General features: G+C 68.2%; 8 protein-coding genes. 6 read left to right on the forward strand and 2 right to left on the reverse strand.

What is annotated here, in order from left to right:
- Nucleotides 1-105 precede the first annotated feature (105 nt).
- Both NS6_RS03745 and NS6_RS03750 read left to right on the forward strand, forming a co-directional pair.
- A complete protein-coding gene (locus NS6_RS03745) occupies nucleotides 106-2,361 on the forward strand; it encodes an MMPL family transporter (RefSeq protein ID WP_068036409.1) in 2,256 nt (751 codons plus the stop codon).
- Between the two features lie 86 nt (nucleotides 2,362-2,447).
- Nucleotides 2,448-3,071 carry a copper chaperone PCu(A)C domain-containing protein gene (locus NS6_RS03750; RefSeq protein ID WP_084470588.1) on the forward strand — a complete coding sequence of 208 codons (624 nt, stop codon included), beginning with the start codon at nucleotides 2,448-2,450 and terminating at the stop codon, nucleotides 3,069-3,071.
- Nucleotides 3,072-3,198: 127 nt separating this feature from the next.
- Here NS6_RS03750 and NS6_RS03755 read toward each other — a convergent pair whose 3' ends face one another.
- On the reverse strand, nucleotides 3,199-4,254 hold the full coding sequence (locus tag NS6_RS03755; protein ID WP_168443393.1) for an FAD-dependent oxidoreductase: 1,056 nt from the start codon (nucleotides 4,252-4,254) through the stop codon (nucleotides 3,199-3,201).
- A gap of 751 nt (nucleotides 4,255-5,005) precedes the next feature.
- Between NS6_RS03755 and NS6_RS03760 the strand changes: the two genes are divergently transcribed.
- The gene (locus NS6_RS03760) at nucleotides 5,006-8,263 is read left to right on the forward strand and encodes a protein kinase domain-containing protein (RefSeq protein WP_068036412.1); all 3,258 of its coding nucleotides are present in this window, start codon (nucleotides 5,006-5,008) and stop codon (nucleotides 8,261-8,263) included.
- Between the two features lie 57 nt (nucleotides 8,264-8,320).
- Here the strand turns inward: NS6_RS03760 and NS6_RS03765 are convergent, their stop codons facing one another.
- Nucleotides 8,321-9,202, reverse strand: a complete 882-nt coding sequence (locus NS6_RS03765; RefSeq protein ID WP_068037837.1) for an NAD(P)H-binding protein — start codon at nucleotides 9,200-9,202, stop codon at nucleotides 8,321-8,323.
- 86 nt (nucleotides 9,203-9,288) lie between these two features.
- Between NS6_RS03765 and NS6_RS03770 the strand changes: the two genes are divergently transcribed.
- From NS6_RS03770 to NS6_RS03775, 3 genes are all read left to right on the forward strand, one after another.
- On the forward strand, nucleotides 9,289-10,110 hold the full coding sequence (locus NS6_RS03770; protein WP_084470589.1) for a helix-turn-helix domain-containing protein: 822 nt from the start codon (nucleotides 9,289-9,291) through the stop codon (nucleotides 10,108-10,110).
- Between the two features lie 122 nt (nucleotides 10,111-10,232).
- Nucleotides 10,233-10,394, forward strand: a complete 162-nt coding sequence (locus NS6_RS35120) for a hypothetical protein (protein WP_168443394.1) — start codon at nucleotides 10,233-10,235, stop codon at nucleotides 10,392-10,394.
- 174 nt (nucleotides 10,395-10,568) lie between these two features.
- Nucleotides 10,569-12,194 (forward strand): alkaline phosphatase D family protein, encoded by a 1,626-nt coding sequence (locus NS6_RS03775; protein WP_068036414.1) that lies wholly within the window; start codon nucleotides 10,569-10,571, stop codon nucleotides 12,192-12,194.
- Nucleotides 12,195-12,234: the final 40 nt, after the last annotated feature.

Raw genomic sequence — 12,234 nt, forward strand, 5'->3', positions numbered from 1 at the left:
GTTGCTCCACAACTTCCTCGCCGAAGTGGACCCTCGGGTCCACTCGCTTCTACCCTGAAGCATAACCGGACCACAAGGTCCACATAATCGCTCGGAGGAAAGCGCATGGCGTGGCAGTTGTTCCGGCTCGGCCGCTGGTCGTTCGTGCACCGCAGGGTGGTGGCGGCGGTCTGGGTGGTGCTCCTGGCCGTTCTGGCGATCGGAGCGGCGACACTGTCCGGGAAGACCAGCGATAAATTCGAGCTGCCCGGGATCGAATCCACACAGGCCTTCGAGCTCATCGAACAGCGCAGCCCGCAGGCTTCCCCGGACGGCGCGACCGCACGCGTGGTGTTCGAGGCACCCGCGGGTCGGTCGCTCACCGAACCGGCCTACAACTCGGCGGTCGCCACGGCGTTACGTGAACTCTCGACCGAGAACGTGCAATCGGTGGCCGACCCCTTCACCGCCGGCAGCCTCTCCCCCGACGGCCGGGTCGGCTACGCCGCGGTCACCTACACCAAAACCGCGAACGAACTCACCGACGCCGACCGGTCGGCGCTGGAAACCGCCGCCCACAACGCGGAGTCGGCCGGCCTGGACGTGGCCATCGGCGGTGACGCGCTGACCGAATTCGAGATGCCGCTGGCCGAGGTGGTCGGTATCGCGGTGGCGCTGGTGGTACTCGCGATCACCTTCGGATCGCTGGTAGCCGCAGGGATGCCGCTGCTGACCGCTCTCGTCGGCGTCGGTATCGGGATGCTTGCCATCACCACCCTCACCGGGTTCGTCGAACTCGGCTCCACCACTCCCGCGCTGGGCACCATGCTCGGCCTCGCGGTCGGGATCGATTACGCCCTGTTCATCATGTCCCGCTACCAGAGCGAGGTCCGCGCCGGTCGTTCACTCGAGGAAGCGGCCGGGAGGGCGGTCGGCACCGCGGGATCGGCAGTGGTCTTCGCCGGCGCCACCGTCATCATCGCCCTGGTGGGCCTGGCGGTGTGCAATATCGGGTTCCTCACCCAGATGGGTCTGGCCGGCGCCTTCACGGTCGCGATCGCCGTACTCATCTCGCTCACCTTGCTCCCAGCAATCCTCGGCTTCGCCGGCGACAAGGTCATGAAGGGTAAGCCCCGCTACCTGAAGCAGCAGACCGCCGAGGCGGAATTCCGCACGCACGGCCGCCGCTGGGTGGACGGTATCGCCCGGCACAAATGGCTCGCCCTCGCCGGCGGTATCGCCGTCGCCGCGGTGGCCGCGCTGCCGATGACCTCCATGCAGCTCGCGCTGCCCGACGATTCCAGCAAACCCGGCGGCAGCGACGCCCGCATCGCCTACGACCTGATCTCCGAGAACTTCGGCGCCGGCGCCAACGGCCCGCTCGTCGTGGTCGTCGACACCGCGAATGCCGCCGATCCCGCGGCGGCCGTGCACACCGCCACCGAGAATCTGCAGGCAATGTCCGACCGGCCGGACTCCGATATCGCCACCGTCGTCCCGGCGGTCACCAGCGATACACCGCAGGCCCGGCAGATGTTCGCCCAGCAGCTCGAGACGGTCCGGTTCGCCACCATCACCGTTATCCCCGCCTCCGGCCCGTCGGATCAGGCCACCAAGGACCTCGTCGCCGATATTCGCACCACCGTCGCCGATCTACCGGCCGAGACCGGCGCCCGCGCCCTGGTCACCGGACAGACCGCGGTCGGCGTCGATATCGCCGACAAACTCACCGACGTGTTCCCGCTCTACCTCGCCGTGGTGGTGGGTTTGGCGATCTTCCTGCTGATCGCGGTGTTCCGCTCGATCTGGGTACCGGTCAAGGCCGCATTGGGCTTCCTTCTCTCGGTCGGAGTCTCGCTCGGCGCCACCGTCGCGGTATTCCAATGGGGCTGGCTGAACGAACTCGTCGGCCTGGACACCACCAGCCCGGTACTGTTCATCCTGCCCATCCTGCTGACCGGCATCCTGTTCGGACTCGCGATGGATTACGAGGTCTTCCTCGTCACCCGGATGCGCGAGGCATATGTCCACGGGACCCCCGCACGGCAGGCGGTGATCGACGGGTTCACCCACAGTGCCCGCGTGGTGGTCGCCGCCGCGATCATCATGATCGGGGTTTTCGCCGGATTCGCGCTCGTCGACGATGTCATCCTGAAATCCATCGGCTTCGCCCTCGCGGTGGGGGTTCTGGCGGATGCGTTCCTGGTCCGTATGCTCATCGTTCCCGCGGTCATGCTGATCGTGGGCGAGCGGATCTGGTGGATGCCGAAATGGCTGTCGCCGCTCGTACCCGCCTTCGATATCGAAGGCGAAGGACTCGCCAGGCGGCTCGACAAGACGGCTGTCGAACCGCCCGCGGAGCGGGTACTCACCGGAAGCTGAGCAGAAACCACGCGACCCGCGGAGCGCGGCCGAATCCGAACGGCACCCTCTCGATATACCCAGGTGTAACCGGTGCGGTCGTGGGTATGCGGGTCGGCGTGGGCACTGCGAATACGCGACCGACCAGCACAGTCCGGGACGACCGTCCGCCGCCGCGCAAGTCCGCGTGGTGGATGGCGGCCGTATCGGCGGCCGCGCTGCTGGTCACCGGTTGTTCGGCCGGACAGCAAGCCCAGACTTCCGGCCAGGAGCCGGCGATCAACGGTACGAACGGGAGTGTCGGCGCCATCGACCTGGAAAACGTCTACTTGCAGGCCGAGGTCGCCGATCAGCCCACACCGATCTACACCGATATCCGCCTGGCGTTCACCGCCGTGAATACGAGCTGGACCGAATCCGACCGGTTGACCGGGATCGCCTCACCGGCTGCCGAATCGGTGCAGATCGAGGGGCCCGTTTCTGCACTGGAACTGCGTCCGCAGACCGGTCTCGCCGCCGGCGAACCCATCCAGAATCTCGATCCGAGTGCCGCTCCCGACCAACCGATCACCGTCACCGTGACCATGAAAAGTGCCGGCGCATCCCCCGGTCTGACGTACCCGTTCGATTTCACCTTCGAAAAGGCCGGCACCGTTCAGCTACCGGTACCGCTCGACGTAAGGGCCCCGAGCGAATCACCAACCGTTCAAAGCCCACCTGCCCCTCGGTGACCCCTCGATGGACGTGACGCCACGCCCGCGGCCGACGCCGAGCCCCCGGGCCGAACCGCAGGACGGGACGAAATCCGACGTCGGACCGCACGGTCCCCGAAAGCCTGCCCTCCGAAAAAGCTGGATATCACCCCGTGGTGGCTGGGCTGCGCATCCGGCGAGCCACCCGGTCCCGCTCCTCGGTTATCGCGCGCCGTCGAATCGCCATGGCTTCGGCGGGCGACTCCTCCGACGCGATCGCCTCGAATACGGCCACAACGTCCTCTATGCCCTCCCGGGCACCGACACCCGCTGCCGGGGTGATGGCGTGATCGGCGTCGCCCACCAGCACCACCGGTGGGGCGGGCGGTGCCGCCGAGCCGAGTGAGACATTGCGGGCATTGGAGACATGCACGCGCTCGGTGGCAGCCACCAGTTCGGCGGTCAGCTCGCGGACCGATCCAGGAGCTGCGGCCACGACCGCCTCGGCCCATTCGCCGACCCGCCGGATTCCGGTCTCCGCGTCCGGTAGCGGCGCCCGCGAGATCCGCAGGAACCACAGCGCCGCCACAGCGCCGGGCCGCCAGATATGGCCGACGGTTGCTGCCGGGCGGCCACCGGAACCGGCGGCCGCGTCGAAGTGCAGGACGAAGGGGTCCGTCGGGCAGTGCACCGCACGTTCCGTCATCCCGTAGACCACCACATCCCCTGCATATTCCGTAGACCGGCGCGGTTCGATACCGGCACGCGCCACCGAATCGATTCCATCGGCGCCGATAACGAGGTCCCCGGTTTTCACCGTGCTGTCGCCGAACCGCAGCACGGTCCCGTCGATGGGATCTACGCGGACCTCCGTGACCGGGTCGCCGTATCGGATCTCGGCGCCCGCGTCCACCGCGAACCGATTCAGCACCGTCATCAGATCGCTGCGCAGCCAGAACCGGTGCCCCTCGCTGGGACGTCGCCGGGTGACCCCGTCGTCCGGGGTGTACCGCAGTTCGTCGAGCGGGTACGACGCGGCATGGAGGTCGTGCTCCGGCACACCGAGATCGATCAGGCCGCGATGCCCGCGACCGTCGAGAATCAGGAAAGCCCCGCCTCCCTCGCTGTGGCGCTGTTCGTAGACGGTGACCGGCCGGCCGGATCCGGCCAGCGCACCCGCCAGCGCGGTTCCGGCGATACCGCCGCCGAGGACAGTGACCATCCTGAATCCTTCCGTTGCCGTGCGCGGCGTATCACCTGTGTGTATCCAGAGCGGCTTGCCGCCGGACAGATCGCCGGCGCCCCGGGAACGCACCGTCCGGAGCCGATCGGGCTTCGAATACATTTGCGCCCAAAGGTTCCGGTGCCGCCGCAGAGTGCATTCTGTTGTACGTGGTGAAACCGACCTTAACCGAGCGCGGCTCGACAGATCGCGACACAGGAGTAGCCCGTCCCTGCGTTCTCCGAACCGTGCGCGCGTCGGTCGGCCGGGGCAGCAGGTAGACCCCGAATCCATGGGCGACAGCGACGGATGCCGCGAACGCCCCTCGCAAGGTGGGTGATGCGCGGGGCGAACCCGGCGGCCGCATAGGCGCGCGGGTCGACCGCAGGCCGCGCAGGCGGGGCCCGAAGCTCCGCGACCGGGCACGTTCGTCGGGCTTTGACTACTGCGGCCGGTCGACGACTGCGGCGCGGCGCAGAACGCCGATCCGGAGGTGCCCGCTACCCCGCCGGGGTATTCCGGGGCAGCGAGATGTGCTGCTGACCGGCCGGATACCCGGAGCAGGTAGGTATCGAGCGGCGCGCCCGACGCGCTCCGCCCGGACCGACCAGGTCGTACACGCACCGGCCGGCGCCGGGCTCAGTTACGCATCTCGCCGCCGAGACCCCTCAGGGATACAGTGGACGGTGGCGAGAGGTGAGCGCATGCCGACCGGTGCCCACACAATTATTCGGCGGGTCGTTTTCCGGCCATGACCGCCGGAGATCCGCTGCGAACGCGTCGCAAGTCGACGACATCGGTCGCCGCGGAACTCGATGCGGCCGGTTTCACGGCAGCCACCGAAATCGGGCGGGGCGGGTTCGGCATCGTCTACCGCTGCACCCAGCAGGCGCTGGATCGAACAGTGGCGGTCAAACTCCTCACCGGCGAAACGGACGAGGACAACCGGGCCCGGTTCGTCCGTGAACAGCGCGCTATGGGCCGCCTCACCGGGCACCCCAATATCGTCCCGGTGCTGGAGGCCGGGGTCACCGACGGGGGGCGCCTGTACCTTGTGACGCCTTACTATGCGTCGGGTTCGCTCGAGAACCGGATCCGCCGGCACGGGCCGCTGCCGGCGGAGGACGCGCTGCAACTCGGGGTGAAGATCGCCGGCGCATTGGAGAGCGCGCACCGGCTGGGGGTCGTGCACCGCGATGTCAAACCCGGGAACATTCTGCTCACCGACTACGGAGAGTCCGCGCTCACCGATTTCGGCATCGCCCATATCTCCGGCGGGTTCCGGACAGCCGAGGGCACCGTGACCGGCTCCCCGGCGTATACCGCGCCGGAGGTATTGGAGGGTGATACACCGACACCGGCCGCCGACGTATACGGCCTGGGGGCGACGCTGTTCAGCACGCTGACCGGCCATGCAGCGTTCGAACGCGGAACCGGCGAGAAAATCGTGACCCAGTTCCTGCGCATCACCAGCCAACCGCTGCCCGATCTGCGGGAGAACGGGGTTCCCGGCGACATCACAGACCTCGTGGAAGCGGCGATGAGCCGCGATCCCCGGGCGCGTCCCTCCGCGGCCGCTTTCGGGGAGGACGCGCGCCGCGTACAGCGCCGCCACGGGTATCCGGTGGGTTCCATGGCGCTGCGTGACGTCCCGCTCGAGGGGCGACCCCACGAGGTGCCGCCGAAGGCGCGCGAATCGCCCGTGCTGGATCGCTCCGGCAATCTCCCGCTCGAATTGACCAGCCTGGTGAATCGGCGGTCCGAGCTGGCGGAGGTGAAGAATCTGCTGGCCACCCAGCGTTTGGTGACCTTGACCGGGATCGGCGGCGTCGGAAAGACGCGGCTGGCGTTACGGGCCGCCGCGCAGACGATGCGGGATTTCGCCGACGGTGTCCGGCTGGTCGATCTGGCCGATGTCTCGGATGCCGAGATACTCGTCGAGAATGTCGCCGCGGCGGTGGGGGTGCGCGACGAGGCGGCGGTCCCGTTGATCGACGTGCTGGTGAAATTCCTCTGCACCCGGAACATGCTGCTGGTGCTGGACAACTGCGAACAGCTCGTGCAGGCTGCCGCCGAATTCGCCGAGGAGATGCTGCGGGTATGCCCTGATCTGTGCCTTCTGGTGACCGGCCGGGAGCCGTTGAATGTCGCCGGGGAGGCGGTACTGCGTATTGCGCCGCTCACGGTTCCGGAGCCGGGCCGGGAACCGAGCCTGAAGGCGATGCCCCGGTTCGACTCGGTCAACTTGTTCGCCGAACGCGCCGCCGCGGTGGTGCCGGGGTTCGAACTCGACGAGGACAACAAGGGTGCCGTTGCCGGTATCTGCGCCAGACTCGACGGGCTACCGCTGGCGATCGAACTGGCGGCCGCCCGGATGCGTACGCTGTCGCCGCAGCAGATCCTGCAACGGCTCAACGACCGGTACTCGCTGCTCACCCAGGCCGCGCGCACCGCCCCGTCCCGCCAGCAGACCCTACGGCTGTGTGTCGACTGGAGCTTCGATCTGTGCACCCCGGCAGAACAGCAGCTGTGGTCGCAACTGTCGATGTTCGCGGGCAGTTGTGAACTGGATGCGGTCGAAGGGGTCTGCGATGCCGACACGGCGCCGCTGAGCCTGCTCGACGTGCTGTCGTCGCTGGTGGACAAATCCATCCTGGTCCGCGAGGAATCCGGTACCGTCGTGCGTTTCCGGATGCTGGAGATACTGCGCGACTACGGTCGGCAGAAACTGCGGGAAACCGGCCGGTTCGGGGAGATACGCGTCCGCCACCACAACTGGTACCAACAGCTGATAGCCGATGCCGCGGCCGGGTGGATCAGCGCCGAACAACCGCAGTGGATCGCGCGGCTGGAACGGGACCAGGGCAATCTGCGCGACGCACTCGAATACTGCCTGGCCGAGGACACCCCGACCGCGATCGAAGCCGGACTGTGCACGGCTGCGGGCCTCTACGAGTTCTGGAATTTCCGGGGCTTGTACGGGGAGGGCCGGACCTGGCTGAACCGGCTCCTTTCCCGTCCCGGACCGCATTCGGTACCGGTGCGGATCGAGGCGCTGTGCGCGGCCGGAAAGCTGAATGCGATGCAGGGCGAGTTCCCGGCTGCGGCGGCCCGGCTGCAGGAGGCGCGGGCGTTGGCCGGCAGCGAACTCCGGCCGCCGGCCGGGGCGCAGATCACCTACGCCGAAGGCTTACTGGATCTCGCGCGCGGCGAATCCGACGGTGCCAGACAACATTTCGGACAGGCCGTGGACCTGACCGAATCCGATCCGCACGGTCAGCTCAGGATGAGTGCGCTCGCCCTGCTGGGCTGGGCGTATGAGCAGGCCGGAGATACCCTCCGCGCCGGAGACTTCTACCGGGACGTGCTCGCGGTGACCGAGCCGCGCGGCGAGGTGCTCCACCGCGCGGCAGCGCTGCGCGGACTGGGCGTCACCGAGTGGCGGCGCGGTGCGCGCGAACGCGCCCAGCAGCTGCTCACCGAAGCACTGCGGGTGAACAGCGGATTGAACAGCACGGTGATCACCGTATTCTGTCTCGACGCACTGGCCTGGACATTCGACCCCCGACGCGACGCCGAACGGGCCGCCGTCCTGCTGGGAGCCGCGCACGGACTGACTCCGGCGGGAAGCCAGGTGCCGACGGTCTACGGCAATATGGCCCGCTACCACGAGGAGTGCGAGCAAGCGGCACGTCGAGTCCTGGGCGAGCGCAGGTTCGACACCGCCCGCCGCCGCGGCCTGGCGATGAGCATGGACGCCGCCGTCGCCTACGCGCTCGGAGCACCGGAATCGGCGCCGCCGGCCGGCTCCGCCTCCGGGTCGCTGACCAAACGTGAGCGGCAGGTCGCCGATCTGGTCGCCCAGGGTCTCAGCAACAGGCAGATCGCGGCGAAACTGGTGATCTCGCAGCGCACCGCCCAGAGCCATGTGGAACATATCCTCACCAAACTCGGGTTCACCTCACGCGCACAGATCGCCGCCTGGATCACCGATGCCGGCCAGGACTGAGAGCAGCGTCCCGAACTACCGAGCGGGTTCCACCACCGCGCCGCGATCGCACCGGCGTCAGTAGGAACGCCAATCATCCGCGGCCGCTGCGCCGGAGAACGCCGAGACATGGTCGGCGACCCACTCGGCATACGCACGCGGCGGCCGGCCGAGTACCTGCCGGATATCGTCGGTGAGCACAGCGTTCCCCCCGTCCCGCACGAATGCCTGACCGGCCAGGGCGCCGTCCGCAAAACCTGGAGTGGCGCCGGCAGCGAGCATATGGGCGCGTGCGGCCGCCTCGTCGATATCGGCGACCTCGACACGGCGCCCCAGCGCGGCAGCCACGACGGCGGCCTGATCATGGGTGGTGAGCAGTTCAGGCCCCGTCAGGGTATACAGGCGCCCGGCATGCACCGGGAACAGCAGCGCTTCGACCGCGACAGCGGAGACGTCCCGCGGATCGACCACTGCCTGCGCGCCGGAACCCGAGAGATTGGAGACCGGCTGGTGCGAATGGAGGGCTTGGGCCCAGCTCAGCGTGTTCGAGGCGAACGAGCTGGGGCGCAGGATGGTCCAGTCGGCGCCGCTGGCGCGAACCGCCTGCTCACCCGGTAGATGCCAGGTGCCGACGAGGCCGAGTCCAGGATCACCCGTGCCGATCGCGGACAGTTTCACGATCCGGCGGGCGCCCGCGGCCGAAGCCGCGTTGACGAGGGCGGAATCGGCATCGACTCCTTCCGGGCCGAGCACACCCAGAACGAAAACAGCATCCGCGCCGTCCATGGCCCCCGCGATGGACGTGATATCGGAGTAATCGCCCCGGACCGCCTCCACCCCGCCGGGGAAATCCGCGGTTTCCGGGTTCCGGGTGACAGCACGAACAGGCTCACCACGCGCAGCCAGCAACCGGACGATTTCGCTACCGATGGTGCCCGTAGCACCGGTGATCAGAATCATGGGTACATACGGTGCCGCCGGAACAGGCCCGGCGATAGGAAATTCCGGCACACCCGAATTGCCGGGAGCTGAATACAGTCGAACCGGTGAACACCCCGGAGACGGCGTGGCCGTCCGTGAACACCGACCTGGCCGAAACCGTGGTACCCGCGCCGGAATCGCTGCGGCCATGGCTCACCGAACTCGGGCGGATTCCCGCAGTGCGCGAACTGTCCGAACCGTTCGCCCATCTCCCCCAGGCCACAACCATGATCGTGCTCCGGACCGAGGACCACGGCCCGCGCGACGCTTTGGTCCTGGGGCCCAGAACCAAAGCCTCGTACGCCAAGGCAGACAAGCCCCTGGGCTGCCTGCGGCTACGGCTCGCGGCGGGCGCCACCCCGGCATTGCTCGGAGTGCGGGCCGCCGACCTCACCGACCGGGTGGTCCGGCTCGCCGACCTTCCCGGACCGGCCGCGGAGCTGGCCGCCGAACTGACGCAACTGCACCCCGATGAGCTGCTCCACTACCTGGAACAGCGATTACCGCACCGCGTTCGCGAAAGCCCGACGCAAAGGTCACACCGCGGACTGCTGCACCGGGCAGTCGGCACCGTGTCGACGCAGCCCGCGGATCGGACAGTTCCCGTGCTCGCCCATTCGCTCGCCGTCAGCGAGCGCCAGCTCCGGAACATGTTCATCGCCGGAATCGGAGTCTCCCCCAAACACTATGCGCGGATAGAACGCGTCCGGCGGGTGCTGACCCAGGCCGGCCACTCGCCCTGGTCGCAGCTCGCCGTGCGCGCCGGCTACTACGACCATTCACATATGACCGCCGAATTCCGGACCCTGATGGGCGTCACTCCCAGCTCCTTCCTGAGCGGTACCCGCCCACCAGCGGACCCTTGCCGGCCACTGATACGCGGCTGATCACGCCGCACCTTCGCGAAGAAATATTCGCGGGCGGAAATGCTGTGCGTACGCCATCATTGCGGCCGTGACCCGGAACCGGATCGATATCGCACAGTCCTGTCCACCGAATCGGAGCAACGATGAACACCCCCGAACGACCTGAACGCCCGGACCTGACGGGATGGCGACGGCGGCAGCAACTTCGCCGCTCCAATGCGGCCCAGCCCATCGCCTCCGCCAAGAGCTATCGGCGCAAACCCAAACATCTGCGCGAACGCGAGGTCCGGGATGCCTGGCGGTGACCGCCGTCCGGGAGTTCAGGTGACGAAGCCAGTCGGCCGACCGGTATCACCAGGTATAGAAACTCTGCCCGCTCTTCCTGCCGAGTAGACCGGCCGCGGTTTTGCCATTCGATTTGCCGATTCGCTCGACGTCGGCTGGGATCGGTGCACGTGAGCGGAAACAGGAACGTTTCGATGCCGACCCGCCCGGGCACCCTCGGCCGGCGCGCGCTGTTGCAGGCCGGGGCAGGTGCGGTCGCCGCCGCCAGCATGCTGACAGCACCCGCCGCCCGGGCGGCGACCCAGGTCTTCGGCCACGGGGTCGCGTCGGGCGATCCGCTGCCGGACGGAATGATCCTGTGGACCCGGGTAACCGTCCGCCCGGACGCGGTACCGGGATCCGGTCTCGGCGACCCGGCGACCGTGCGCTGGGAGGTCGCCGCGGACGAGCAGTTCACCGAGATTGTGACGTCCGGAACCACAACCGCCACCGCGGACAGCGACCACACGGTGAAGGTCGATGTACGGGGTCTCGCTCCCGCGCAGTACTACTGGTACCGGTTCACGGCCTTCGGCGAAGAATCGGCCGTGGGCCGCGCCCGGACCGCGCCCGCCGCCGGGGCCACTCCCGCGCGACTGCGCTTCGGGGTGGTGTCGTGCTCGAACTGGGAGGCAGGATATTTTGCCGCCTACCGGCATCTGGCCGGCCGCAACGATCTCGACGCCATCGTCCATCTCGGCGATTACCTTTACGAGTACGCGACGGGGTCCTACGGTGGCCGCTCCGGGTCCGTCCGGCGGCACGACCCGGTGCACGAGATCGTCTCGCTCGCCGACTACCGGATCCGGCACGGACAGTACAAAACCGATCCCGATCTCATGGCGCTGCACGCCCGGCTGCCGTTCATCTGCACCTGGGACGACCACGAATCCGCCGATAATTCCTGGTCCGGGGGCGCCGGCAATCACGACCCGGCCACCGAGGGCGACTGGCCGGCTCGCCGGGCCGCCTCCGTGCGGGCCTATCTGGAATGGATGCCGGTACGGGCGGAGGGCACGGCCGCGGCACCCCGGATCTACCGGAGGTTGCGGTTCGGCACTCTCGCCGAGCTGTCCATGCTGGATCTCCGCAGTTATCGCGATGCCGCGCCACACCTCGGTTCCCCCGGCAGCGACGATCCGGCCCGCAGTATCACCGGTGCGGCGCAGATGGATTGGCTCACGGCCGGGCTGGTATCCGGTTCGGCGCGCTGGCAGCTGGTGGGTAATTCGGTGATGATCTCGCCGCTGGCGTTCCCGCCCATGGATCCGGCTACGACGGCCGCGGTGACCGAGGTTCTCGGGATCCCGCGGGAGGGCCTGGCACCCAACACCGATCAGTGGGACGGGTATACGGCCGACCGGCGGCGCCTGCTGACGGCCCTCACCGACCGGAACGCGACGAATATCGTCTACCTCACCGGTGATATCCACAGTTCGTGGGCGTCGGATGTGCCACTCGACGCAGCGGCCTACCCGAACGGCCCCACCGCGGGGGCGGAGTTCGTGGTCCCGTCGGTGACTTCCCTCGGGATCGGTGATCTGCTGCCCGGCCCGCCTCGCACAGGGTCGGTGGCGCTGGAGCACTCGATCCGGACGCTCAACCGGCATATCCGCTATACCGAACTGGATTCGCACGGTTACGGCGTGGTCGATATCGCCGCCGATCAGGTGCGTATGGAGTGGTTCTACACGGCGGATGTCACCGATCCGGGAACCGGGGTCGCACTCGGCGCGGCCTGGGTCCTGCCCCGTGATGGCCGGCTCCAGCCCGGAACCTGAGGCCACTACCCGGTCGGCGCCACACCCGAGCAAGGCCGGC

Origin of the sequence: Nocardia speluncae NBRC 108251 (assembly GCF_001613245.1) — a bacterium.
Lineage (GTDB): Bacteria > Actinomycetota > Actinomycetes > Mycobacteriales > Mycobacteriaceae > Nocardia > Nocardia speluncae.

What these genes read in the sequence shown, in the direction of transcription:
- NS6_RS03745 (WP_068036409.1), top strand. Translation starts at nt 106, where the DNA reads ATGGCGTGGCAGTTGTTCCGGCTCGGCCGCTGGTCGTTCGTGCACCGC.
- NS6_RS03750 (WP_084470588.1), top strand. Translation starts at nt 2,448, where the DNA reads ATGCGGGTCGGCGTGGGCACTGCGAATACGCGACCGACCAGCACAGTC.
- NS6_RS03755 (WP_168443393.1), bottom strand. Translation starts at nt 4,254, where the DNA reads ATGGTCACTGTCCTCGGCGGCGGTATCGCCGGAACCGCGCTGGCGGGT.
- NS6_RS03760 (WP_068036412.1), top strand. Translation starts at nt 5,006, where the DNA reads ATGACCGCCGGAGATCCGCTGCGAACGCGTCGCAAGTCGACGACATCG.
- NS6_RS03765 (WP_068037837.1), bottom strand. Translation starts at nt 9,202, where the DNA reads ATGATTCTGATCACCGGTGCTACGGGCACCATCGGTAGCGAAATCGTC.
- NS6_RS35120 (WP_168443394.1), top strand. Translation starts at nt 10,233, where the DNA reads ATGAACACCCCCGAACGACCTGAACGCCCGGACCTGACGGGATGGCGA.
- NS6_RS03775 (WP_068036414.1), top strand. Translation starts at nt 10,569, where the DNA reads ATGCCGACCCGCCCGGGCACCCTCGGCCGGCGCGCGCTGTTGCAGGCC.